General features: G+C 75.5%; 16 protein-coding genes, 1 tRNA gene and 2 pseudogenes. 13 read left to right on the plus strand and 6 right to left on the minus strand.

Features of this window, described 5'->3' with window-relative positions:
- The first annotated feature begins 160 nt into the window (after positions 1–160).
- From ACFRAR_RS28525 to ACFRAR_RS28535, 3 genes are all read left to right on the plus strand, one after another.
- Positions 161–2,404, plus strand: a complete 2,244-nt coding sequence (locus tag ACFRAR_RS28525) for a biotin carboxylase N-terminal domain-containing protein (RefSeq protein ID WP_380701271.1) — start codon at positions 161–163, stop codon at positions 2,402–2,404.
- A complete protein-coding gene (locus ACFRAR_RS28530; RefSeq protein ID WP_380701273.1) occupies positions 2,401–3,393 on the plus strand; it encodes a hydroxymethylglutaryl-CoA lyase in 993 nt (330 codons plus the stop codon). Before ACFRAR_RS28525 ends, ACFRAR_RS28530 begins: the two co-directional genes overlap by 4 nt.
- A 178-nt stretch (positions 3,394–3,571) precedes the next feature.
- Entirely contained in the window at positions 3,572–4,762 is a 1,191-nt protein-coding gene (locus ACFRAR_RS28535; RefSeq protein WP_380701275.1) for an acyl-CoA dehydrogenase family protein, read from the plus strand.
- Positions 4,763–4,944: 182 nt separating this feature from the next.
- On the opposite strand, the pseudogene ACFRAR_RS28540 reads toward ACFRAR_RS28535, so the two are convergent.
- A pseudogene (locus ACFRAR_RS28540) lies at positions 4,945–5,379 on the minus strand (universal stress protein); the annotation flags it as partial.
- Positions 5,380–6,558: 1,179 nt separating this feature from the next.
- Here ACFRAR_RS28540 and ACFRAR_RS28545 point away from each other — a divergent pair.
- Positions 6,559–7,536 carry an HAD family hydrolase gene (locus ACFRAR_RS28545; protein ID WP_380701277.1) on the plus strand — a complete coding sequence of 326 codons (978 nt, stop codon included), beginning with the start codon at positions 6,559–6,561 and terminating at the stop codon, positions 7,534–7,536.
- 384 nt (positions 7,537–7,920) lie between these two features.
- Here ACFRAR_RS28545 and ACFRAR_RS28550 read toward each other — a convergent pair whose 3' ends face one another.
- A complete protein-coding gene (locus ACFRAR_RS28550) occupies positions 7,921–8,715 on the minus strand; it encodes a GNAT family N-acetyltransferase (protein WP_380701279.1) in 795 nt (264 codons plus the stop codon).
- Positions 8,716–9,767: 1,052 nt separating this feature from the next.
- Between ACFRAR_RS28550 and ACFRAR_RS28555 the strand changes: the two are divergent.
- The 5 genes and pseudogenes from ACFRAR_RS28555 to ACFRAR_RS28575 all read left to right on the plus strand — a co-directional run.
- Positions 9,768–10,776, plus strand: a pseudogene (locus ACFRAR_RS28555) (helix-turn-helix domain-containing protein); the annotation flags it as partial.
- A gap of 853 nt (positions 10,777–11,629) precedes the next feature.
- Entirely contained in the window at positions 11,630–12,232 is a 603-nt protein-coding gene (orn, locus tag ACFRAR_RS28560) for an oligoribonuclease (RefSeq protein WP_380701281.1), read from the plus strand.
- A 159-nt stretch (positions 12,233–12,391) separates the two neighbouring features.
- A tRNA-His gene (locus ACFRAR_RS28565) sits at positions 12,392–12,467 on the plus strand.
- Between the two features lie 183 nt (positions 12,468–12,650).
- Positions 12,651–13,097: a DUF4442 domain-containing protein gene (locus tag ACFRAR_RS28570; RefSeq protein WP_380701283.1), complete on the plus strand. Its 447-nt coding sequence runs from the start codon at positions 12,651–12,653 to the stop codon at positions 13,095–13,097.
- A gap of 120 nt (positions 13,098–13,217) precedes the next feature.
- Positions 13,218–14,111, plus strand: coding sequence for a hypothetical protein (locus ACFRAR_RS28575; RefSeq protein ID WP_380701285.1), 894 nt, complete (start codon positions 13,218–13,220; stop codon positions 14,109–14,111).
- 52 nt (positions 14,112–14,163) lie between these two features.
- Here ACFRAR_RS28575 and ACFRAR_RS28580 read toward each other — a convergent pair whose 3' ends face one another.
- The 3 genes from ACFRAR_RS28580 to ACFRAR_RS28590 form a co-directional block, all read right to left on the minus strand.
- Positions 14,164–14,631, minus strand: coding sequence for a GNAT family N-acetyltransferase (locus tag ACFRAR_RS28580; protein WP_380701287.1), 468 nt, complete (start codon positions 14,629–14,631; stop codon positions 14,164–14,166).
- Positions 14,632–14,850: 219 nt separating this feature from the next.
- Complete coding sequence (locus tag ACFRAR_RS28585; protein WP_380701289.1) at positions 14,851–15,756, minus strand: spermidine synthase; 906 nt, start codon at positions 15,754–15,756, stop codon at positions 14,851–14,853.
- A gap of 105 nt (positions 15,757–15,861) precedes the next feature.
- The gene (locus tag ACFRAR_RS28590) at positions 15,862–16,374 is read right to left on the minus strand and encodes a hypothetical protein (protein WP_380701291.1); all 513 of its coding nucleotides are present in this window, start codon (positions 16,372–16,374) and stop codon (positions 15,862–15,864) included.
- Between the two features lie 263 nt (positions 16,375–16,637).
- On the opposite strand from ACFRAR_RS28590, the gene ACFRAR_RS28595 reads away from it, so the two are divergent.
- Positions 16,638–18,263, plus strand: coding sequence for a tetratricopeptide repeat protein (locus tag ACFRAR_RS28595; RefSeq protein WP_380701293.1), 1,626 nt, complete (start codon positions 16,638–16,640; stop codon positions 18,261–18,263).
- Between the two features lie 106 nt (positions 18,264–18,369).
- Here the strand turns inward: ACFRAR_RS28595 and ACFRAR_RS28600 are convergent, their stop codons facing one another.
- A complete protein-coding gene (locus tag ACFRAR_RS28600; RefSeq protein WP_380701295.1) occupies positions 18,370–19,026 on the minus strand; it encodes a histidine phosphatase family protein in 657 nt (218 codons plus the stop codon).
- Between the two features lie 242 nt (positions 19,027–19,268).
- Here ACFRAR_RS28600 and ACFRAR_RS28605 point away from each other — a divergent pair, with 242 nt between their 5' ends.
- The 3 genes from ACFRAR_RS28605 to ACFRAR_RS28615 all read left to right on the plus strand — a co-directional run bounded on the left by ACFRAR_RS28605 (position 19,269) and on the right by ACFRAR_RS28615 (position 23,618).
- Complete coding sequence (locus tag ACFRAR_RS28605; RefSeq protein ID WP_380701297.1) at positions 19,269–20,492, plus strand: hypothetical protein; 1,224 nt, start codon at positions 19,269–19,271, stop codon at positions 20,490–20,492.
- A 94-nt stretch (positions 20,493–20,586) separates the two neighbouring features.
- The gene (locus tag ACFRAR_RS28610; protein ID WP_380701299.1) at positions 20,587–22,242 is read left to right on the plus strand and encodes a hypothetical protein; all 1,656 of its coding nucleotides are present in this window, start codon (positions 20,587–20,589) and stop codon (positions 22,240–22,242) included.
- An 8-nt stretch (positions 22,243–22,250) separates the two neighbouring features.
- The gene (locus ACFRAR_RS28615; RefSeq protein WP_380701313.1) at positions 22,251–23,618 is read left to right on the plus strand and encodes an AAA domain-containing protein; all 1,368 of its coding nucleotides are present in this window, start codon (positions 22,251–22,253) and stop codon (positions 23,616–23,618) included.
- Positions 23,619–23,661 lie beyond the last annotated feature (43 nt).

Below are 23,661 nucleotides of genomic sequence, written 5' to 3' on the forward strand. Positions count from 1 at the left end.
CTTCTCCCCTTTGCCCCCCCCGGGGGGGGCCCCCCGGCGCCGGCCCCCCCCCCCCGGGGGGGTGCCCCCCCCCGGGGCCCCCCCCCCCGGGGCCGCCCGCCCCGACCACCCACCGCCACCTCCTTCGTACGGCTCCCCTCGACCCGGAGGAACGCCTCCCATGTTCGACACAGTTCTGGTCGCCAACCGCGGCGAGATCGCCCTCCGGGTGATCCGCACCCTGCGGCGGCTCGGTGTCCGCTCGGTCGCCGTGTTCAGCGACGCGGACGCGGACGCTCCGCACGTCCGCGAAGCCGACGTCGCGGTCCGGCTCGGCCCGGCCGACCGCAGCGACAGCTCGGCGGCCGAGACCTACCTGCGGACCGACCAGATCCTGGCCGCCGCCCGCCGCACCGGCGCCCAGGCCGTCCACCCCGGCTACGGCTTCCTCGCCGAGAACCCCGGCTTCGCCCGCGCCTGCGCCGACGCGGGCCTCGTCTTCATCGGACCACCTCCCGGTGCGGTCGAGCTGATGGGCGACAAGATCAACGCCAAGGAGGCCGTCCGGGCCGCCGACGTCCCGGTGGTACCCGGCAGCCAGGCCGCCGCGCCCACCGACGAGGACCTCGTCGCCGCCGCCGACGAGATCGGCTACCCGGTGCTGCTCAAGCCGTCCGCCGGCGGCGGCGGCAAGGGCATGCGCCTCGTACGGGACCGCGCCGACCTGCCCACCGAGATCGCCGCCGCCCGCCGCGTCGCCCGCACCGCCTTCGGCGACGACACCCTGCTGCTGGAGCGCTGGGTCGACCGACCGCGCCACATCGAAGTGCAGGTGCTCGCCGACGCCCACGGCACCACCGTCCACCTCGGCGAGCGCGAGTGCAGCCTCCAGCGCCGCCACCAGAAACTGATCGAAGAGGCTCCCTCCGTTCTCCTCAATGCCGAGACCCGTGCCGCGATGGGCGCCGCGGCCGTCCGCGCCGCGGAGTCCTGCGGCTACACCGGCGCCGGCACCGTGGAGTTCATCGTCCCCGGCATCGACCCGGACGCTCCCGCCGCCGCCCCCGAGGGGGTGCGGGACTTCTTCTTCATGGAGATGAACACCCGCCTCCAGGTGGAACACCCCGTCACCGAACTCGCCGTCGCGGTCGGCACGGAAGCGGCCCGGCTCGACCTGGTCGAGTGGCAGCTGCGCGTCGCCGCCGGCGAACCGCTCTCCTTCTCCCAGCCCGACATCTCCTTCCTGGGCCACGCCATCGAGGCCCGCATCTGCGCCGAGGACCCGGAACGCGACTTCCTGCCCACCGGCGGCCGCATCCTCACCCTGGACGAGCCCCGCGGCGAGGGCATCCGCGTCGACTCCGGAGTGGCCCCCGGAACCGTCGTCACCAGCGCCTACGACCCCATGCTCGCCAAGGTCATCGCGTACGGGCCCGACCGCCCGACCGCGCTGCGCCGGCTCCGCGCGGCGCTGGCCGACACCCGCGTCCTGGGCGTCACCACCAACACGGGCTTCCTGCGCCGGCTGCTCGCACACCCCGAGGTCGTCGCCGGCCGACTGGACACCGGCCTGGTGGAGCAGACGGCCCGGGAGCAGCCGGCCCTGCTCACCGCTCCCTACTCCCCTACGAACGCGACCACCCCGGACGCGCCCGCGGCGGCCGAACCGGTGCCACCCGCTCACCTCCTCTACTACGCGGCCGCGTTGGCGCGGCACCTGGACCTCACTCCGGCCGCCGACCCCGACGGCTGGACCGACCCGTTCTCCCTTCCCTCCGGCTGGCGCCTGGGCGGCACTCCCGCCTGGACCGCCCACCGACTCCGAACCCCCGGCCAGGACCCGGTGACGGTGAGCATCCGTTCGATCACTGCGGGCAACGTAGCCGATGCCACTGACAATCCCGCCGGGCTCACCCGTGAGGTGGAGCTCCGACTCGACGAGGGCCCCTCGCACCGCGCCCGCGCGACCCTGGCCGGCGACCGGCTGCACCTGACCGTCGACGGCCTCCAGACCACGTTCTCGCTGGCCACCGACACCACCCCCGGCCTCGCCGCCGGCCCGGTGACCTGGCTGGGCATCGAGGGCGACGCCTGGCCGCTGCACGCCTACGACCCCGTGGTCGAGAGCGCCGCCGGGGCCGGTGCGCACCACGGCGCGCTGACCGCCCCGATGCCCGGCACCGTCACCGTCGTCAAGACCACGGCGGGCGAGACGGTCCGCAAGGGCCAGCCCCTGCTCGTGCTGGAGGCCATGAAGATGGAGCACGTGATCGCCGCACCGCACGACGGCGTGGTCGCCGAACTGCGGGCCACCGCCGGCGCCACCGTCGCGATGGAGGACCTGCTGGTCGTGGTCACCCCGGTCGAGGACGCCGCGGCCGCACCGGTCGCCGCCTCCGCCGAGCCCGCGGAGGTGCGCTCGTGACCGCCCCCGTCCCCGCCCGCGAGCCCGACGCCCTCGACCTGGGCCTTCCCGACCCGGTCCGCGCCGCCGGGCTGCCCGAGGAGGTCCGGATCCACGAGGTCGGACCGCGCGACGGCCTGCAGAACGAGAAGTCCCTGGTGCCGGTCGAGGTCAAGGCCGAGTTCATCGCCCGGCTCGCGGCGGCCGGCCTGCGCACGGTCGAGGCCACCAGCTTCGTTCACCCGAAATGGGTACCTCAGCTGGCCGACGCCGAAGAGCTGGTCCCCCGGCTCGCCGACCTGCCGGAACGCCACCGAGGCCTGCGGCTGCCGGTCCTGGTGCCGAACGAGCGCGGCCTGGACCGCGCGCTCGCCCACCACGCCTCCGACATCGCGGTGTTCGCCAGTGCCACCGAGACCTTCGCCCGCCGCAACCTCAACCGCTCGGCGGACGAGGCCATGGCGATGTTCCGCCCGGTCGTGGCCCGGGCCGTCGAGGCCGGGGTCGCGGTCCGCGGCTACCTCTCGATGTGCTTCGGCGACCCGTGGGAGGGCCCCGTCCCGGTCGACCAGGTGGTCCGGTACGGCGTGCGGCTGCTGGAACTGGGCTGCGCGGAGCTGAGCCTCGGCGACACCATCGGGGTGGCCACCCCGGGCCAGGTCACCGCCCTGCTGGCGGGCTTCGCCCGGGCCGGCGTCCCGGTCGACCGGCTCGCGGTGCACTTCCACGACACCTACGGCCAGGCGCTCAGCAACACCCTGGCGGCACTGCGCGAGGGCGTCACCACGGTGGACGCCTCCGCGGGCGGCCTGGGCGGTTGCCCGTACGCGAAGAGCGCCACCGGCAACCTGGCCACCGAGGACCTGGTCTGGATGCTGCACGGGCTCGGCATCCGGACCGGCGTCGACCTGCGCGCCCTCGTCGCCACCAGCGGCTGGATGGCCGAGCGCCTCGGCCGGCCGAGCCCCTCCCGCACCGTCCAGGCGCTGCTCGGCGCCGCCCGGGGCTGACCCGGCCCCGCCCGCCTCCGGCGCCGGCGGCCCGTACGGTCCGGCCGGCGCCGCGCACCACGTTCATCGCTCGACACCCATCCCTCAATCGCACCGTGCGACCGTCATACCGTCCGACGGACGCCGGTCAACCCGCTCACGTCCGCGGCCGGCCCGGCCGGGCGCCAGGAGGATCACCATGCTCGACCACCGACTCAGCAGCGAGTACGAGGAACTGCGGCGCACCGTCGCCGAGTTCGCCCAGGACGTGGTGGCGCCGAAGATCGGCGAGTACTACGAGCGGGAGGAGTTCCCCTACGAGATCGTCCGGGAGATGGGGCGGATGGGGCTCTTCGGCCTGCCCTTCCCGGAGGAGTACGGCGGCATGGGCGGCGACTACTTCGCCCTCGGCCTCGCCCTGGAGGAACTCGCCCGCGTCGACTCCTCGGTGGCGATCACCCTGGAGGCCGCCGTCTCGCTCGGCGCGATGCCGATCCACCGGTTCGGCACCGAGGAGCAGAAGCGCGAGTGGCTGCCCCGGCTGACCTCCGGCGAACTCCTCGGCGCCTTCGGGCTCACCGAGCCGGAGGGCGGCTCGGACGCGGGGGCCACCCGCACCACGGCGCGCTACGACGAGGCCACCGACGAGTGGGTCATCAACGGCACCAAGTGCTTCATCACCAACTCCGGCACCGACATCACCGGCCTCGTCACCGTCACCGCACTCACCGAACCGATCGCTCGTTCGAGTGAAGAGGGCGAATTCCGCTCGCCTGTGCGGGAGATCTCCTCCATCATCGTGCCCACCGGGACCCCCGGCTTCCAGGTCTCGAAGAAGTACTCGAAGGTCGGATGGAACGCGTCCGACACCCGCGAATTGTCCTTTACCGACTGCCGCGTTCCCGCGGCCAACCTGCTGGGCGAGCGTGGCCGAGGCTACGCCCAGTTCCTGCGGATCCTCGACGAGGGCCGCATCGCGATCGCGGCCCTGGCCACCGGCCTGGCCCAGGGCTGCGTCGACGAGTCCGTGAAGTACTCCGGCGAGCGCCGGGCCTTCGGCCGGCCCATCGGCGCCAACCAGGCCATCCAGTTCAAGCTTGCCGACATGGAGCTGCGCGCCCACACCTCCCGCCTGGCCTGGCGGGACGCCGCTTCCCGGCTGCTGCACGGCGAACCGTTCAAGAAGGAGGCCGCGATCGCGAAGCTGTACTCGTCCGAGGCCGCCGTCGACAACGCCCGCGAGGCGACCCAGATCCACGGCGGGTACGGCTTCATGAACGAATTCCCGGTCGCCCGCTTCTGGCGCGACTGCAAGATCCTTGAAATCGGGGAGGGCACGTCTGAAGTCCAGCGCATGCTCATCGCCCGGGAGCTCGGCGTCAGTTCGTGACGGTCACTTCCTGACGGCCACCTCCTGAGCCGCACTCGCCGGGGCGAAGCACCACTCGACGCGAAGCAGTGCAGCGCGCAACGCGACTCGCCACGAGGCGAGTTGGGGAGCCGGTGCAGCGGAGGAGGCATCAGAAGGGACATTCAGCAGGCGACTTCGGGAGAAGCCGCAGGAACATGGCCTCAGGGGATCACGATCACCGGGCGGTTGGCCCGCCGCGCCAGCCGTCCGGAGACCGAGCCGAAGATCTTGCCGAGCAGGCCGTGCGTCGTGCCGACGACGATCGCATCGGCCGCGTACTCACGGCCTACCTCCTCGATCTCGTGGCAGATGTCCCCGCCGCGCTCGATCAGGACCCACGGCACCCCGGTCAGGAAGTCCGCGCAGGCGAGCTCCAGGCCGAGGACCTCGGTCCGGTGGTCGGGAAGGTCGACGAAGACGGGCGGCTCGCAGCCGGCCCAGACCGTGGCCGGCAGACGGTTGGCGACGTGCACGATCACCAGGCCGCACTGCGAACGGCGCGCCATGCCGACGGCATAGGCGAGGGCTCGCTCGCTCGACAGCGAGCCGTCGAAGCCGACCACCACGCCGTGCTGGAACACCGGGTCGAGGGACGGCGCCGGGGTGTCCTGCCCGGACGGTTCGGCGCGCCCGCCCAACGAACCGGCCACGCCGGAGTCCGCCTCCGGTCGCTCGGCGCCTGGGCCCAGGCGGCCCGTCATCGGAGACCCCGCAGGGTCGCTCGGAGGCTCGCCACGCCGCTGGCGGGACCCTGGGCGGTCCCGGCGTGCCAGGCTGCCCCGGCGGGCGAGGCCGCGGAGCGCGCGTGCGAAGCCCTGTGGGCCGTCGCGGCCCGTTCCGGGTTCCTCCGGCTCCTGTGGCTCCTGTGGCTCCTGTGGCTCCCGCTGCTCCCGTGACTCCGCCGGCTGTGCGGCATCGGCCGTCCGGTCCGGCCGGGCGTCGGCCTCGGCGGCGGCATCGGCCCGCTCGCGGTCTGCCCGTCCGGCCGGGATGTGTCCTGGGGTTTCGGGGCGAGCGTCGGCGCACCCGTCGGCAGTCCCGGCCGCGCCGCCGTCCGTACCGCCGCCGTCCGTACCGCCGTCGCGCTGCCCGCCACCGTCGACGTCACCGGCGCCGGGGTGGCCGCTTCCGTCGCCGCCTCGGCGGTCCGCACGAACGTCGGCCCGGACGTCCGGGCGATCGGAGGCAGGCTCACCGGCCGGGCCCACGCTGCGGGACGTGTCCGGTTCAACAGGTCGGGGAGGCTCAAAACCAGCCATGGCTCACGGCTCTTCGATGGAGAGGGGCCGACAGGAGGGGAGAACAACGCTGCCCGGGCAGCAGGCCCGCCCACGGGATGACGTCGGTCTGCGACGCGCAGCACCGTATGTGACCTGTTCCTTTCAGAGTACGACGGGGCAGGGGGACCAGCCCAGCGGCGAAGCCCCGGAGCGACGTTGTTCCCGCGAAAGAGGGATGCGCCCGCCGAGGCCGTGCGCCCCGTCCACAGGCGATCGCGCCCCCTTCGGAAAGGAGGTTCCCTGGAGCTTGACTGAGTGGACCGGGCGACGCAACAGCCCCGTGGGACACCGTGACCGGACTGTCATGGATCGGCGACGATCCGTTGCGGGACGTCGCGAACCGTGACGTCCGAGCCGCCCCACCAGCCACGGCCGGTCCGGACGCCACCGCCCGCCACAGACCCGCGGAGGCCGTTTCGGCCACTCCGTACGGCTTCGCGACGCCGTCTGGCATTTGCCAGGTGCATAGGCGCCACCGCTGGCACCATGCTCGGCATGCCCCTGCTCCTGTTCGACCTCGACAACACCCTGTTGCCCCGGGACGCCGCCTACCGGGCCTGGGCGCAGGACTTCCTGTCCGAACACGACCTCCCGCCCGGCGACCTCGACTGGTTCGTCACCCTCGACGGCGGCGGCTACGTACCGCGCAGCACCGTACTGTCAGCGGTCCGGCGCCGCTACGGCCTGGACGTCTCCGCCGACTTCCTGTCCGCCCACTACCGACGCGGCATCAACTCCCACATCCACTGCCCGCCCCGGCACATCGAGGCGCTGCGGGCCGCCCGGACGGCCGGCTGGACGCTCGGGATCGTCAGCAACGGCGGCACCGGGCCGCAGTTGGAGAAGATCCGGCGGACCGGACTGGGCCCGCTGGTCGACGGCTGGGTCATCTCCGAGGAGGCCGACTGCGTCAAACCGGACCCGTTGATCTTCGAGATGGCCGCGCAGCGGTGCGGCGTCGCGCCCACCGGGGACTGGGCCGACCACACCTGGATGATCGGGGACCACGCGCCCGCCGACATCGCCGGCGCCGAACTGGCCGGGCTGCGCAGCGTCTGGCTCCACCACGGCCGGCCGTGGGCGGAGAGCGGCTACCGGCCGACGCTGAAGGCCGCCGGCCTGCCGGAGGCCGTCGGGCAGGTGCTCGCCGCACGGAGCGCGCCCGCGCCCCGGCCGGGCGTCCACTCCGGCGGGCCGCTCCGGAAGGCGGCGGGCGGGCGGGCCCGCGCGACGGCGTTGGTCGGCGCACGGTCCGGCGCACGTCCGGCGGCAGTCGCCCTGAACGGTCCGAGTGCACCCGTTCCCGCGAACGCCGGGACGCCCGGCGAACTCGTCCCCGCAGGCGGGCTGGGTGTCCGAAACCGATCCGGCGGGTTTGCCGTGATCACCGAGGTCCACCCGGAGACCGGGGCCGGTCCCGGAACCCGGACGGGCAGCGGGCCGGGTCCGACCGCGGTGGCGGCCGCCCAGTAACGGCAACCCGCCCGCCCGCCGCCCCGTGGCGGTGCAACCCCGACGCCCCGGGGCGCCCGCCGAAGCCTCCCCCTCAGCCCCGAACGCCAACCCGAACGCCAGCCGCGCGCCCCACCCCGCCACCCGGCCCCATCAGCACGCTCGGCACCCTCGGCACCATCAGCACCATCAGCACCCGCGCTCTCCCTACACCACCGCCCCACCGACGTACGGCTCCGCCAACGGGCCGGTGCCCGTTCGACGGAGCCGGGTTCGCACGGCGGCGGACCAGGACTGCCGGGCGGCCGGGCGACCCGGACGCGCAAGCACCAAGGCGGTCATGAAAGGGGACGGGCCACCCGCACCGGCCCTCCCCTACACCGCCGCCACCACCACCTACACCGCCTACACCGACGTACGGGTCCACCAACAGGTCTGCGCCTGCTCCACGAATCCCAGCTTGCGGTAGAGCGGTTCACCGAGCGCGGTGGCGACCAGGGTGGCCGGACGGTCCGGGTGCGCGTGCGCCAGGGCGGTCCGCAGGACGGCGCCCGCAACCCCCCGGCCGCGCTGGTCGGGCAGGGTCGCGACCCAGTACACGCCGGTGGCCCGGCCGTCGTCACAGGTGAGGCAGGTGCCCGCCGGCGCGCCGTCGACGCGGCCGAGCCAGGCTCGCCAGCCGGGTGCGTCCAGCAGTCCCGCCGGGAGGGCCTCGCCACGCACCCAGGGCTGCCGGGCGGGCAACGGGAAACCCTCCACGATCGTTCGCTCGACCATCGCGAAGGTGTCGCGGTCCAGCACCTCATCGACCGTCAGGACGCCGCCTCCGCGCGCGTCCGAAACCGCGGGAAGAGCGGTGGTCGCGTCCTCGACCGGACCCGGGTCCCGGACCATCACCGCCATGAGCGGCATCCGGGAGGCCCCGAGGCCGGAGAGGTCGAGTCCGCCGTACGGGTCCTCCACGGTGCAGCGTATGGTCGACCACTCGGCGAGGAGGTCCGCCAACTCCCGCTCCAAGTCAGCTGGTTCGCTGTAGGGGCGGGTCACCACGATGCGGTGCGCGTCGTCGGGGGTCCGGGCGCACCGGACGGCGGTCAGGCCCGGCCGGGTGCGGGACTGCCAGCCGTGGACGCGGGCTTGGGCGAGCCAGAAGGCGGCGGCGTTGTCGTTGGCCCGTTCGAGCCGGCTGTGGTTGTTCACGGCAGGACCGTAGCCCGGCCGTCCGGTTCCCGGTTCCGCCGCCTCAGGCTTGGCCGGATGAAGCCTGGGAGGCGCACGACTTCTCCCTGTGCGCCCCCTCGTGCACCGTCGACTTTCGGTCAATTTCGCTCCGATCCATCCCGCTTGGGCAAATCCGCAGCCCAGACCTGCCGGCCGGGCACGCCGGAGCCGAACACCCCGTCAGCGCTCCTGCGACAACCAGCCACCGTTGCCCCGGCCCTCTTCCCAGAAAGGTCGACGGGTGCCACGCTTCGTGATCGAATGCATCACGCCAAATTGCCATGTCGACATAGCGTCGGATGGTGAACTTGTCACAACGGCAACGGTCCACCCGATAGATTTCGATCTTGGCGAGCAGTGCCGCACCACCCACACCACACCACCGAGGGGGCTTGAGCGCCTTGAGCAGGGTGAGCAGGAGCGACGCGGGTCCTGACAGCGGCCAGGCGGCGGCCGGCAGCACGGGTCGGTCCGCGAGAAGCACCGGCACCTCCGCGATCTCCGCCACCACCCGCACCTCGGGCGCCGCCCCGCACTCCTCGTACCCCGCGGTGCCCTCCCCCGGGACGGGGGCCGGCATCGGCCCCGGCGCGGCCCCGGGCGGCGCAGAGCACGGCGCGGCATCGGCCTACGGGGGCCACCCTCAGCACGGGGGTCAGCCACACGGGGGTCAGGCGTCCTACGGCGGAGCGTCCTACGGCGGGCAGCCCTTCGCCGGACAGGCCTTCGGCGGACAGCCCGTCAGCCGAGGGGGCGTCAGCCCCGGCCAGGGCTACGGCGGCGAGCACCCGGCCCATTCCGGCCACCCGGGCTACGGCGGCCACCCAGGCCATTCCGGTCACCCCAGCCACCCGGGCCACCCCAGTCACCTCGGCCACTCCGGCTACGGCGGCGCACCGGGCCTGAACGGCGCCCCCGGGACCGCCTCCGGACCGGGCGGCGGTCCGCTCGGCGGCCTCGCGCTCGGTACCGCCTCCGGCCACGGCCCGCTGGGCCACGGCGGGCCCGGTGCGAACGGCTCCCCGGCCCCGGTGACGGCCTCCGCCCCGCGCAAGCTGTCCGGCCGACGCCGTCGGGAGACCGTCGCGGTCCTGATCTTCGGCGGCGCCCCGATCTTCGAGAGCTCCATCCCGCTCTCCGTCTTCGGCGTCGACCGCCAGGACGCCGGGGTCCCCCGCTACCGCCTGCTGGTCTGCGCCGGGGAGGAGGGCCCGCTGGCCACCACCGGCGGCCTGACCCTCTCCGCCCCGTACGGTCTGGAGGCGCTCGCCCGGGCCGGCACGATCGTCGTACCGGCCTGGCGCTCGATCTCCCAGCCGCCGCCGGTCGAGGCGATCACCGCCCTGCGCAAGGCCCACCACGAGGGCGCGCGGATCATCGGGCTCTGCACCGGCGCCTTCGTCCTGGCGGCGGCCGGTCTGCTCGACGGCCGCCCCGCGACCACCCACTGGATGTACGCGCCGACGCTGGCCAAGCGCTACCCGCGGGTCCACGTCGACCCCCGCGAGCTGTTCGTCGACGACGGCGACGTGCTCACCTCGGCCGGCACCGCCGCCGGCATCGACCTGTGCCTGCACGTGGTGCGCAGCGACCACGGCGCCGAGGCGGCCAACGCGCTGGCCCGCCGCCTGGTGGTGCCGAGCCGCCGCGGTGGCGGAGGACAGGCACAGTACATCGATCAGTCTTTACCGGAGGAGATCGGCAACGACCCGCTGGCCGAGGTGGTCACCTGGGCGCTGGAGAACCTCAACCAGCAGTTCGACGTCGAGGTGCTGGCGGCTCGCGCGTACATGAGCCGGCGCACCTTCGACCGGCGGTTCCGCACGCTCACCGGCAGCGCGCCGCTGCAGTGGCTGATCACCCAGCGGGTGCTCCAGGCGCAGCGGCTGCTGGAGACCTCGGAGCTGTCGGTGGACGACGTCGCGCGCCGCTGCGGGTTCCGTTCGCCGGTGGCGCTGCGCGGGCACTTCCGCCGCCAGCTCGGGGTATCCCCGGCGGCGTACCGGACCAGCTACCGGTCCCGCCGCCCGGGCCAGCAGTCGCCCGCGCCGACCGGCGCACTCGGCGACCTGCGGCTGTCCGGAGCGCTGCCGCACCCGACGGCCGGTGCGGCCGCTCCGGTGGGCGGCCCGCTGTTCGGCGGGGCGCACGGTGTGCCGTCGGGCCAGCCGTTCCCGGCCGGTCCGGGGGTGCCGGTGCCGGTCGGGCAGCACGGTCAGCACGCGGGGCCGGGCGGGCACGGGCAACCCGGCGGGTTCGGTCCGGGCCAGGCCGGGACGCCGGCCGGCCAGGGTTTCCACGCCCGCGCCGGTCAGCCGTACCCGCACCAGCAGGCCGCGCAGCAGTCGCACCCCGGGCAGCAGGGTGCGGCCGGTCGCGGGCCGCTGCGGCCGCCGGTGGTTCCGCCGCAGGCCGGGCCGGGGGCGGGGACCGGGCGTCCGCCGCGCACCGCCGAGCACGCGGCGGCCGAGGACGGCCTCCCGCAGCCGGGGGCGCGCGGCCAGGGCCAGGGGCACCGGAGCGCGGTCGAGCGACCCGTGGACGAGCCGGGTGCGGCCGGTCGCGGTCACGCCTCGGCCGCCGGGCGGCTGCCGGCTCCGGGTGGGCAGCCGGGCGCCGGGCAGGGTGAGCTGCGCGGTCGCCAGGCGCGGGCTCCGCAGGTCCGTGCCCAGGCCGGCCGGCCCGTGGCCGAGTCCGTTCGGGCGGCCGAAACCGTCCGGGCGGCCCGCGAGACCCGGAACGGACGGGACGGCCTCGCGGTCCGGAACGGCCGGGAGGGCGAGCAGCCGGCCGGCCACGCACCGCACGACGGGCCGGCGGAGCACCCGGCCGAGGCGCCCCGCTCCGCCCCACCGGTCCCCGCGGCGCGTGATCGCGCCGTAGGGTGAGTTGCGTGAATGACCGTTTGGTATGGATCGACTGTGAAATGACCGGCCTCGACCTCGACCGGGACGCCCTGGTCGAGGTCGCGGTGCTGGTGACGGACTCCGAGCTGAACATCCTCGGCGAGGGCGTGGACGTCATCATCCGGCCGCCGGCGGAGGCGCTGGCGACCATGCCCGAGGTGGTGCGCGCGATGCACACCGCCTCCGGGCTGCTGGAGGAGCTGGAGCAGGGCATGACCCTGGCCGAGGCCGAGGAGCGGGTGCTCGCCTACGTGCGCGAGCACGTCCCGGAGGCCGGGAAGACCCCGCTGTGCGGCAACTCGGTGGCCACCGACCGCGGCTTCCTGGCCCGGGACATGCAGGCCCTGGAGAAGCACCTGCACTACCGGATCGTGGACGTCTCCTCGATCAAGGAGCTGGCCCGCCGCTGGTACCCGAAGGCGTACTACAACAGCCCGCAGAAGGGCGGCAACCACCGGGCGCTCGCCGACATCCGGGAGAGCATCAACGAACTGCGGTACTACCGCGAGGCGGTGTTCGTCCCGCAGCCCGGGCCGGACGCCGACACCGCGCGGGCGATCGCCGGGAAGTACCAGGCCCCGACGGACTGACCACCGGAGGTCCGGGCCCACGGGTCCGGGCCCCCGCCCGGGCCGGAGAGGGTGCCCGCGTTCGCCGGACGGAAACCCTGGCGCGAGCACCCTCTCGGATCCTGTAGAGTTCTTCTTGTCGGAACGGGAACGCGAGAGCGGGAACGGGCCGGACAGATGGTGGGTGTAGCTCAGTTGGTAGAGCACCTGGTTGTGGTCCAGGTGGCCGCGGGTTCGAGTCCCGTCACTCACCCCAGAGCCTGAGGGGCCGATCTCTTCAAGAGATCGGCCCCTCAGGCGTTTTCGCGTCCCCTCAGCCGCACGCCGCCTCAGTTGTGCACCCCCGCACCCGGATGTGCGCCGCCTCACACGCGCCCGGCGGCCCGGCTCCCCCGCCACCCCCTGCCGCCGGAAACTACCGACAAGTAACATCATCGCCATGACCACTCCCACGATCGGCCGGATGCTCGACTCCACCGTGCCGATGGCGCACACCCTGAAGCTCGAGTACCTGGAGACCACCCCGGAGCGCGCCGTGCTCCGACTGCCCGACCAGCCCGCATACCACAACCACGTCGGCGGCCCGCACGCCGGCGCGATGTTCACGCTGGCCGAGTCCGCCAGCGGCTGCATCGTGCTCGCCGCCTTCGGCGACCAGCTGTCCCGGGCCGTGCCGCTCGCCGTGAACGCCGAGATCGCTTACAAGAAGCTCGCCATGGGCGAGGTCACCGCCACCGCCGTGCTCGGCCGCCCGGCCGCCGAGGTCGTCGCCGAGCTGGACGCCGGCGGCCGCCCCGAGTTCCCGGTCACCGTCGAGATCACCCGCGCCGACGGCGCCGTCACCGGCGTGATGACGGTCACCTGGACCCTTCGCCCCAACTCCTGACCGCCACACGGTCGGTGGCCCCGGGAACGCCGCCCGGGGCCACCTTCGCGATGACTGTCCGTGACGACGGACGGGGCACCGGGCGTGACCTCACCGCCCGGCCGCTCGTTCTCGATTCACGTGCGAGCCAATCACGCGACCAAGCCCCAGGAACCCGCCCCCCGCGGCGTCGCCGGTGCCCGCCGCGGGATCGCCCGGTGGCTGCCCCGCCCTCGCACCGCCGCGGCCGCGGGGGCCCTGCTCGCGCAGCTCTGGGGCTTCGGCGCCCCCGCGGCGTACGCGTCCTCCGTCGACCCGGCGCGGCACCCGTCCCAGCCCGCCGTCCGCCTCGCCCCGCACGGCGCGCCCGTGATCGACCGGCCGCTGCTCGACGGACCCGTCCTCGACGGGCAGTCAGCCGCACGCCCCGGCGGATCCGGGCCGTCGGCGGGCGGCGGGCCGGACCGCTCACCCGGACCCGCCGGGAGACCGGAGGGCAACGGCCCCGTCGACGGGGCCGCCGGAGCCGCCGGCGACACCCTCCAGGACCGGATCCGGGCCGGCGGGCTGCCGCTGCCCGGCCAACGGGCGGCCGTCCCCGACGCCTTCGCGCTCGCCTCCGGCCTGCTCGGCGCCGTCCCCGCCCAGGCGTGGGCCGCCGAGGCCCGTACCGCCCGCGAGGACGATCAGGCCGACCCGTCCTCCGCCGCCGAACGCCGCCCCGGCCTCGCCCACCCCGCCCTTCCGCCGCAGCGCGAGGCCGCGCAGGCGCCCCCGGCCCAGGAGGCGGCGGCCACGGCCGTCACCGAGGCCGGAGCCACCACCGAGACCGGCCGGGCGCCCGGCGCCACGGCTCCCTCCGCACCGGGCGGCGGCGGGACTTCCGAGACGGTGGCCGTCGCCGACACCGCCGCGGCGACCGCCTCGGGCGACGGCTCCGCCACCGCGACCGCCGTCCTCGCCCCCATCGCCGCCGGCCTGCTGCTCACCGGAGCCGCCATGTGCAAGCACCGCGGACTGCCGCGCGGGCACTGAACGCGGACACCGAACACGGGCACCGAGCGGGCCGGAGACGTCCGACGACGCCCTACTCCCCGCCGGCCGTCGCCAGTTCCAGGACCAGCAGCGGGAGTTCGCGCCCCGGGATCGAGCCGGACGGGACACCGCCGATCCGGACGGCGCCCATCGCCAGGTAGAACGGCTCGGCGTTCGGATCGGAGTCGATCAGGAACCGGCGCAGCCCGAGCGCCCCGGCGCGCTCCCGGGCCCGCTCGAACAGGGCCCGGCCGACGCCGCGGCCGATCCACTCGGGCTCGACGAAGAGCTGGTCCAGCGACCCGGTCGGCGGCGTGCCGGAGAGCGAGGCGAACCCGAGCACCCGCCCGCCGTCCTCGGCGACCATCGTGGCCGACCGCTCGATGGCCTCGGCGTCCACGGTCAGCTCCGCCCGGCAGGCGGCCATGAACGCCTCGTCGTAGCCCCAGTACGCCTTGGCGCGCAGCGCGATGCCGGTGAGCAGCGCGGCCTCGTCCGGCCGGGCCGGTCTGATGTCCATCGTGTCTCCTCGGGTCGGTGGCCGGACGGCAGCGCCATTGTCGGCCGCGGCCCGGCCGTCCACCAGCCGGTTTCGGCCGGGGCCAGGGTCAGGCGCGGTGCCCCACCGACGGAAGGCCCGCGCCGCGGCGCCCGCCGACCAGACGCCCCCGTCACCGCAGCGCCCCCGTCACCGCAGCGCCCGCGTCACCGGAGCGCCCGCGTCACCGGAGCCCCTGGGTCAGCGGAACACCCCCGGCGGCGGTTCCGGGGACGGAGCCGCCGTGGCGTCCGTCGCCGGGGTGGCGCCGGCCGCGAAGTCGGTGAGTGCCCGCCCGTGTTCGACCCGGGCGTGGGCGGCGTCGGAGGCGGCGCGGCGGGTGAGGTCGGCGGTCGGCAGCGGGCCGTGGGCGGCCGCCAGGACGAGGTTGCCGAAGCGCTTGCCGCGCAGCACGGCGGGGTCGGCGATCAGGCACAGCTCGGGGAAGACCGCGCCGAGCGTGGCGACCTGGGAGCGGGCGAACGGCAGGGCGCCGCCGTCGGCGATGTTGGCGGTGTACCAGCCCCCGGGGGCGAGGGCGCGGGCGGCGAGGGTGGTGAACTCGACGGTGGTGCAGTGGGCCGGGGTGCGGGCCCCGGAGAAGACGTCGGTGATCACCAGGTCGACGCTGGCCTCGGGAGTGCGCTCCAGCACGCCGCGGGCGTCCGCGCCACGCACCTTGATCTGCCAGCCGCGCTCCAACGGCAGCTCGGTGCGGACGAGTTCGGTGAGTTCGGTGTCGATCTCGGCGACCTGCTGGCGGGAGCGCGGCCGGGTCGCCGCGACGTAGCGGGCCAGGGTGAGGGCGCCGCCGCCGAGGTGCAGGACGGTCAGCGGGCGGCCGGGCGGGGCGACCAGGTCGATCAGGTGGCCGAGCCGGCGCTGGTACTCGAAGCCGAGGTGGGTGGGGTCGGCGAGGTCGACCAGGGACTGCGGGGCGCCGTCGATCAGCAGCGTCCAGGCGGCGGGGCGGTCGCGGTCGGGGCGCAGCTCGGCCAGGCCGGAGCCGACGGGACGGCTGAGCGGGCCCTGGGCGTGGCTGCGCCCGCCCGGTCCGGTGGTGGCCGCCGGTTCACTGCCGCGGGCGGCCCTGTTGCTTCGTCCCATGCCGGCCATTATCGCCGCCGCGGAGGGACACCCACGGGTCAGGGGCGTACGGCGGGGACCCGGCCGCGGGCGCTCGGGCCCGGCGGGATCCGCGCGGCACGCCCGCTAGAACGGGCCGAGGCCGCCCGCGGTGAGTGTGCAGGCGGCCTCGCAGAGGGCGGAGCGGAGCACCCAGGCGTCGGTGGGGCGTGCGGTGCGGCCGGCGCCGGAGGGCGGGATCACCCAGCGCGGGTCGGCGGCGGCGGGCACCAGGGCGCCCGCCGTACAGGAGCTGCCCGGCAGGTGCCAGGTCTCCCAGGTGCCGGCCGGGACGAGGAAGGAGACGGTGCTGCCGTTGCGGCTCTGCAGGACGGCTCCGCAGGCGCGGCGGAGTCTCAGGATGTCGACGGCCTCCAGGCCGTGCCGCAGGGCGACGGTCACGGTGTCGCACGCGGTGACGAGGATGCTCTCGTCGGGGACGGTGCGCTCGCGCCGGCGGCCACCGCAGGACGTGCGGCCGCCCTGGACCGGGCCCCGGCCGGAGACCCGGTCGTCGGCGGGCTCGGGGAGCAGGGCGGGAGCGGCGCCGGCGAGCACTCCCCTGGGGGCGGGTCGGTACTTCGGCAGTCCGGTGGCCATCAAGGGCCCTCCTGTACCTCGGATCCGGAAGCACAGCCGCGGGATGGGGCCACCGGGCTGGGACGGGCCGGGGCGACGGCATGGGCTTTTTCCTCGTACCAGGACAACGTGGCGGGCACACCGCCGGCCACGGGGCGTCTTACAGCAAGGCATGGCATTTCATGGCGGATATCCCGCAACATCGCCCCTTTTGCCCGGGATTGACAGCAGATGTCCCACAAACCGACTGTGGCCGGACGGTGACTCCGAGTACTCTCGGCGCCATGGCAGCCACCCCACCGGCCAAGCCGAACCGACCGTCCCCCAACACCGTGATGCGCGCGCTGCGCGGCGACCGTTCGCCCGGCGAGTTCGCCACGGCCGTCCGCAGGGCCGCCCGCGAGATCGGCGAGCACGTCTCCTGCGACGCCCGCTACGTCGGACGGGTCGAGTCCGGTGAGATCCGCTGCCCCAACTACGCCTACGAGCGCGTGTTCCGGCACATGTGGCCGGACCGCGCGCTCACCGACCTCGGCTTCGCCCCGAGGACCGCCGTCCGCCGCCGCCCGGCCGACGGCGGCGGCGGGCCGCCCCAACTGCCTCCGCTCCACCCGACGTTCCCGCCCCCGCCCGCCCCCCGCTCACCACTCTCCACTCAACTCCCGTACGCTGCCTCGCCGTACGCGGATCCAACCGCTCCGGATGGGCCCCCGCGGCGGGGCCCCGGCACGGTGCCCCGGGGGCCCGATGGATCGCCCTATCTCGACGAGGAGAACGACGACGTGCGTCGCCGTACGTTCCTGGCCGGCGGCACCACCGCGCTGGCCGCCGTGATCGGCATCGACCGACCGGCCGCGGCCGCCGGTCAGCAGGCCGGCGCCGACGGCGCCTCCGGTGCGCTCACCGGCCAAGGTGCCCTTCCCGGCGCGGAGTTCACCGCGCCGTCACTGCTCGGCGCGGAGCCGCTGGTGCCCGGCCGGCCCTGGCCGGTGGCACCGCTGCGCCGGGTCGGCGCCGCCGAGGTGCTCGGCGTCGAACAGGCCGTCCGGGAGATCCGGTTCGCCGACGACGCGCACGGCGCCGACGCCCTGTACGAGCTCGCCGGACAGTCGCTGCGCAACGCGTACGTGCTGCTCAACGAGTGCGAGTACAGCCCCGAGACGGAGCGCAGGCTCCAGGCCGGGGCGGGTGAACTCGCCATCTCGGTCGGCTGGTTGGCGCACGATTCAAACCGGCTCGCGGACGCCCGCTCGTTCTACGCCGAGGCGCTCGCCACCGCCCGGATGGCCGGGGATTCCGCACTGGAGGCGCACGTCTTCTGCAACAGCGCCTTCCTCGCCCGGGACGCCGGCCGCCCCCGCGAGGCGCTGCGCGCCGCGCAGGCCGGGCAGGTCGCCGCCCAGGAACTGGGCTCCGAGCGGCTGCTCGCCCTGCTGGCCATGCGCGAGGCCGGCGCCTGGGCACTGCTCCAGGACCGCACTTCCTGCGAGCGCGCGCTCGGCCGGGCGTACACGCTGTTCGACCGGGGCCCCGGCGAGCGGGACCCGGAGTGGATGACCTTCTTCGGCGAGGCCGAGATCGCCGGCCTCCAGTCGCAGTGCTGGTCGGCGCTCGGCGACTGGGACCGCGCCAGCGAGCAGGCCGGGCTGGCGATAACGCTCCAGAAGCCGCACTTCGTCCGCAACCGGGTGCTGTACACCGCCGAGCTGGCCCACGACCGGCTCGGCCGCGGGGACCTGGCGGGCGCGGCGCACCACGGCTCGGCCGCCGTGGCGCTGTTCGGCGACGTCCGCTCGGCCCGGATCAGGGGCATGCTCGCGGACACCGCCGGACGGCTGCGCCCGCACGTCGTGGTGCCCGAGGTGCGCCGGTTCCTGACCGACTACGACCGGGCGACGGCAGCCGCCTAGGACGGCCGCGGGTGCCCCCGGTGACGCTTCGGGGGCACCCCGGCCCGGCGGTCGGCCCGCGGCGGTCGGCGGTCGACGGTGGGCACCCGGCGCCCGGCGCCCGCGATCAGTGCGCGGTGCCCAGCCCCTCCAGGTGGGACAGGTCGTTCCAGACCTCCACCGCCGGAGCGCCGTACTCCCAGGACAGCACGCAGAGCGCCGCGGTGCCGAGCTTGAACCGCTGGGCGTACTCGGGCGGCAGGCCCAGCCAACGGGCGGTCAGGATGCGCAGCAGGTGGCCGTGCGCGAACAGGATGACGTCCCGGTCGGCGCAGTGCATCACCGTGGTGTCCGGATCCGGGACGCCGTGCTCCGCGTTGAGGCCGGCCAGGAAGGCGTCCACCCGGGCGGCCACCTCGGAGAGCGTCTCGCCGCCGGGCACGCCGTCGCGCCAGATCAGCCAGCCGGGGTGGTCGGTGGCCCGGATGTCGGCGCCGGTGCGGCCCTCGTACCGGCCGTAGTCCCACTCCATCAGCTCCGGGCGTTCCACCGCGCGGTCGCCGAAGCCGGCCAGCTCGCAGGTCTCCTTGGCCCGGCCGAGCGGGCTGGTGTAGACGAGCGCGTCCGGCAGCCCGTTCCAGGGGGCCTTGGCGAGGCGGGCGCCGAGGGCGCGGGCCATCGCGCGGCCCTCCTCGGTCAGCGGGATGTCGGTGCGGCCGGTGTGGCGGCCGGTGGCGGACCACTCGGTCTCGCCGTGGCGGACCAGCACGATTCGGGCGGGCATGGGGACTCCTCGCAATGGGGCGGCCAACGGTCGGTCTCACCATTGAGCACCGGGTTCCATGATCCCCCACCCGGGCGACGGCCACGATCGCGGGCCGGTGCCCGGGCCGCGCGGTGCTCGGTCCCGGCCGCGCGGTGCTCGGTCCCGGCCGCCCGGTGTCCGGTCACGGCCGCCCGGCGCGGCGTCCGGCTCGGCCGTCGCGCACCGCGTTGTCGTACCCGGATGCGACACTGGGCCGCACCATGAACGTCTCGACGAACGTCCCGCCCGGCGGGCCCGCTGAGCCGCTCGCCCGGCGGCTCGCGGAGCTGCGCGGACCGGCCCCCCAGCGCAGTCTGAACGCCCGCTCCCTCGCCGCGCTCGCCGCCAACCCGGGCTGCCACCGGCGCGCCGTGCTCGACGCGGCCGGGGTGGACAAGGCGGCGCTGGCCGCCCGGCTCGGCCGTCCCGCCCCCTTCGGCCAGTCCCCCTTCGCCATCGCCCGCGGCGTGATCTTCGAGGCCCGGCTGAAGGCCGACGACTACGCCGCGCTGCTGGAGCCGCTGCGCCACCACCTGGGCGTCCCGGCGGACGGCCAGGCCCCGCTGCTGGTGCCGGACCTGCTGCACCGCTCCGGCCCGGCCGTACGGGCCGACCGGACGGCCGAGGCGCTGGCCCTGGCCGCCGCCGACCCGCAGGCCTGGACGCTGCTGGACCACCCGATGCTGCGCCTGGAGGTGGCCGGCAGCGCCGCCTACCTGGAGCCGGACGCGCTGGTGGTGCACGGCGGGCGGTGCACCGTGGTCGAGATCAAGTCCTTCCCGGTGCTGGACGGCGGCGCGGACCCGGCCAAGGTCGGCGCCGCCGCCCGGCAGGCCGCCGTGTACGTGCTGGCGCTCCAGCAGGCCGCCGCCACCACGGCCGGACAGCCGCTCGCCGAGGACCCGTACACCGAGCAGCGGCTGCCGGGCAGCCCCCGCACCAGCGTGCTGCTGGTCTGCCCGAAGGACTTCGGCAACCGGCCGACCGCGGTCGCCGTGGACGTCCGCCGCGAACTGGCCACCACCCGCCGCCAGCTGAGCCGGATGACCGGCATCGGCCGGCTGCTGGACGCACTGCCACCGGACACCGTCTTCGACCTGGCCGCCGACGAGGACGGCGCGCCGTCCCGGACCACCGAACAGCTGGCCGCCTCGGTCGAGGCGGTGCCCGCCGCGTACAGCCCGGACTGCCTGTCCACCTGCGAACTCGGCTTCCACTGCCGCGCCCGGGCCCGTTGCGGCGACCGGGTCGAGCAGCTCGGCCGGGGCGTGCGCGGCGAGCTGGGCAGCATCCGTACGGTCACCGAGGCACTGGCCGCGGCCGGCACCAAGAGCGAGGACCTCGACGGTGCGGACGACGCCGCCGAGCGCCTGGCCTACGCGGCCGCCCTGCGTGCCGAAGCCCTGGGGGCGGCCGCCCTGCGCGCGGAAGGCCCGGGCGCGTGAACGGGCGCGTGAACGGGCGCGTGAACGGGCGCGTGAACGGGCGCGTGAACGGGCGCGTGAACGGGCGCGGCGAGAGAACCGTCACGAGGCGCGCATGAGTCTGCTCACCACCCTCGCCCGGCTGGAGGCCGTCCGCAGCGGCCGGGCCGAGCCGCTGGCCACCGTCCGGCACCGGCACCTGTCCGACCGCCCGATGGTGCTCGTCCCGCTGACCGCCGCCGGCGAGTCCGGCGCGCCGCTCGCCGTGATGCTCGGCACCGACCGGGACGCGCCCCGGCTGCACCTGGTGCCGCAGCCGCTCAACCGCACCCTGCGGTTCGACTTCCTGGCCGAGCTGGCCGCCGACCTGCTGCCCTACCTGGAGTCCTTCGCCGAGGACGTCGAACGGATCGAGGGCTCCGAGAAGGACCCGGAGACCGGCGAGAAGACCCAGGTGTTCCGCGAACTGTGCGCGGACGCCCCGCAGCTGATCGTGCCGAACAGCGCGGGCGTGCACCACCTCGCCCTGATCGGCCGCTCGACCCGCTTCCGGCGCACCGCCGAGGACGAGGATCCGGGCCCCTACCCGGCGCCGGCCCGGGTGCCGCTGCTCGGCCGCTGGCTCACCCACCTCACCGACCGCGCCCAGGTGCCCGGTTCCTCGCTGCTGCTGCCGATGACCGGCCTGCTGGCCCGCCACTGGGCGACCGGCCAGAGCCACCTGGAGGACCAGCACCTCGCGGCCCGGCTCGCCTGGCACCACCCGCCGGACGGCCTGTCCGGCGCCGAGGCCGCCGAGCTGGCCGAGTCCGAGCGGGACGACCGGGGCAGGCTGCGGCACCCGCCGGCCGGTCCGGCCACCGACCCCCGCTTCGACGAGGTCGTGCTCGCCCCGGCGATCACCCGCTACGACTCCGCCGTGGGCGCGTTGCGGCACAGCACCGAGCAGCGCGACGAGGCCGCCGCCGAGCACGCCCGGGCGGCCGTGCGGGCCGCGGTGGAAGGGCTGGAGCAGGCGCTGACGACCGCCCTGCTGCCCACCTGGCGGGACGTCTGGCGGGGCCTGGACCTGTTGCGCGCCCTGCCGCCGGCCGCCCACCTGGAGGAGCGCTGGACCGGCGACCGCTGGTCCTACACCGGCCACCGGGACCGGCTGGCGGCCGGCGAGCCGCCGCAGCCCCGGCAGGACGACGCCGTCACCGCCGCCCGCAAGCTCGCCCAGCGCGAGCGCGAGCAGGCCCGCCTCGGCGTCCAGGAGGCGCTGGACGACCCGCTGGCGATGGCCGAACACCGGCTGGCCGGCGAGGCGTTCAGCGGCGTGGTGACGGAGGTGGTGCCGGACTGGGACACCACCGGCCGCTCCCCCAAGCCCCGCCCGCTGGTCACCCTGCGCACCGCCGACCGCCCGCACGCGGACCTCGGCCGGGAGGCGTTCCGGGTATGGGGGTCCCCCCGGCCGGTGGGGGCACCTCCCGGCCGCCAGGCTGGGGGCGCCGGGGGAGGGCCGTCCGCGCAGAAGGCCGAGGTCGTCGCGGTGGACACCGCCGAGGGCACCCTCACCCTGCGGGTGCTCTCCGGCATGGGCCGCCGGAAGGAGCCGGAGCCGGGCAGTCTGCCCGAACCGGGCGACACGGTCACCTTCACCCTGTTCGAGCTGACCGTCCGCCAGTCCGCGCCGCTGCCCGAACCGGACGACACCCCGTGGACCCACGGCGGCCCGCCCGGTGCCGCGTCCGCGCCCGCCGCCGCCGTCTCCGAGGAGTGGGAGTGAGCCGCCCGATGGCCCCCGATCAGACCCCGGGCGAGCAGGCCCCCGGCGCGGCCGCCGACGCCGCGGTGGCCCGGATCCTGGCGGCCACCGTCCACCCGTCGGCCGGCGCCCCGCGCGGCGTGGTGGTGGACTCCCCGCCAGGCGCCGGGAAGTCGACGCTCGTGGTGCGGGCCGCGCGCGAGCTGGTCGGGGCCGGTGAGCGGCTGATGATCGTCGCCCAGACCAACGGCCAGGTGGACGACCTGGTCGGCCGGCTGGCCGAGAAGGCTCCGGAGCTGACGATCGGCCGGCTGCACGCCGCGGACACCAGGCCCGGCCCGGAGGTGCTGAAGCACGCCAACGTCATGCCCTCCGACAAGGTCGCCGACCTGGTCGAGCAGGACGTGGTGATCTCCACCTCGGCCAAGTGGCAGTGGGTGCGGGCCGAGGCCCCGTGGCGGCACGCGATCGTCGACGAGGCGTACCAGATGCGCTCGGACGCCCTGCTCGCGGTGGCCCGGCTGTTCGAGCGGGCGCTGTTCGTCGGCGACCCGGGCCAGCTGGACCCGTTCACCGTGGTCGGCACCGAGCAGTGGGCCGGCCTCTCGTACGACCCGTCCGCCAGCGCGGTGGTCACCATGCTGGCGCACAACCCGGAGATCGAGCCGCACCGGCTGCCGGTCTCCTGGCGGCTGCCCGCCAGCGCCGCGCCGCTGATCTCCCGGGCCTTCTACCCGTACACCCCGTTCCGCTCCGGCACCGGCCCGGACGACCGCCGGCTGACCGCCTCGGTGCGGCCCGACGGCTCGGCCCTGGACGCGGTGATCGACCGGGCCGCCGAGCACGGCTGGGCCCTGTTGGAGCTGCCCGCCCGGCACACCGTACGGACCGATCCCCAGGCCGTGGCGGCCGTCGCGGCCACCGTCCGCCGGCTGCTGGAGCGCGGGCTGACCGCCCACTCCGAGCAGGGCGAGACCCCGCTCGCCGCGGACCGGATCGCCGTCGGCACCGCCCACCGGGACCAGGCGGCGGCGGTGCGCGCGGCGCTGCTCAAGGCAGGCGTGCCGGTGGACGGCACGGCCGGTCCGGCCGTCACGGTGGACACCGCCAACCGGCTGCAGGGCCGCGAGTACGACGTCACCGTGGTGCTGCACCCGCTCTCCGGGCGCCCCGACGCGACCGCCTTCCACCTGGAGACCGGCCGGCTCTGCGTGCTCGCCTCCCGGCACCGGCACGCCTGCATCGTGGTGGCCCGGGCCGGGATCACCGAGCTGCTGGACGACCACCCGTCGACCGAGCCGGTGCAGCTGGGCGTTCCGGTGGCCTTTCCGGACGGCTGGGAGGCCAACCACCAGGTGCTGCACCACCTGAGCGGCCACCGGGTCCGCCTGCGTTAGGAGCCGGGTCCGGCCGCGGCCGGTCGGGGCCGGTCGGGTCCGG

This window comes from Kitasatospora sp. NPDC056651 (assembly GCF_042792155.1).
GTDB lineage: Bacteria > Actinomycetota > Actinomycetes > Streptomycetales > Streptomycetaceae > Kitasatospora.

What these genes read in the sequence shown, in the direction of transcription:
- ACFRAR_RS28595 (WP_380701293.1), top strand. Translation starts at nt 16,638, where the DNA reads ATGGCAGCCACCCCACCGGCCAAGCCGAACCGACCGTCCCCCAACACC.
- ACFRAR_RS28615 (WP_380701313.1), top strand. Translation starts at nt 22,251, where the DNA reads ATGGCCCCCGATCAGACCCCGGGCGAGCAGGCCCCCGGCGCGGCCGCC.
- ACFRAR_RS28585 (WP_380701289.1), bottom strand. Translation starts at nt 15,756, where the DNA reads ATGGGACGAAGCAACAGGGCCGCCCGCGGCAGTGAACCGGCGGCCACC.
- ACFRAR_RS28605 (WP_380701297.1), top strand. Translation starts at nt 19,269, where the DNA reads ATGAACGTCTCGACGAACGTCCCGCCCGGCGGGCCCGCTGAGCCGCTC.
- ACFRAR_RS28610 (WP_380701299.1), top strand. Translation starts at nt 20,587, where the DNA reads ATGAGTCTGCTCACCACCCTCGCCCGGCTGGAGGCCGTCCGCAGCGGC.
- ACFRAR_RS28545 (WP_380701277.1), top strand. Translation starts at nt 6,559, where the DNA reads ATGCCCCTGCTCCTGTTCGACCTCGACAACACCCTGTTGCCCCGGGAC.
- ACFRAR_RS28590 (WP_380701291.1), bottom strand. Translation starts at nt 16,374, where the DNA reads ATGGCCACCGGACTGCCGAAGTACCGACCCGCCCCCAGGGGAGTGCTC.
- ACFRAR_RS28535 (WP_380701275.1), top strand. Translation starts at nt 3,572, where the DNA reads ATGCTCGACCACCGACTCAGCAGCGAGTACGAGGAACTGCGGCGCACC.
- ACFRAR_RS28525 (WP_380701271.1), top strand. Translation starts at nt 161, where the DNA reads ATGTTCGACACAGTTCTGGTCGCCAACCGCGGCGAGATCGCCCTCCGG.
- ACFRAR_RS28570 (WP_380701283.1), top strand. Translation starts at nt 12,651, where the DNA reads ATGACCACTCCCACGATCGGCCGGATGCTCGACTCCACCGTGCCGATG.
- ACFRAR_RS28600 (WP_380701295.1), bottom strand. Translation starts at nt 19,026, where the DNA reads ATGCCCGCCCGAATCGTGCTGGTCCGCCACGGCGAGACCGAGTGGTCC.
- ACFRAR_RS28580 (WP_380701287.1), bottom strand. Translation starts at nt 14,631, where the DNA reads ATGGACATCAGACCGGCCCGGCCGGACGAGGCCGCGCTGCTCACCGGC.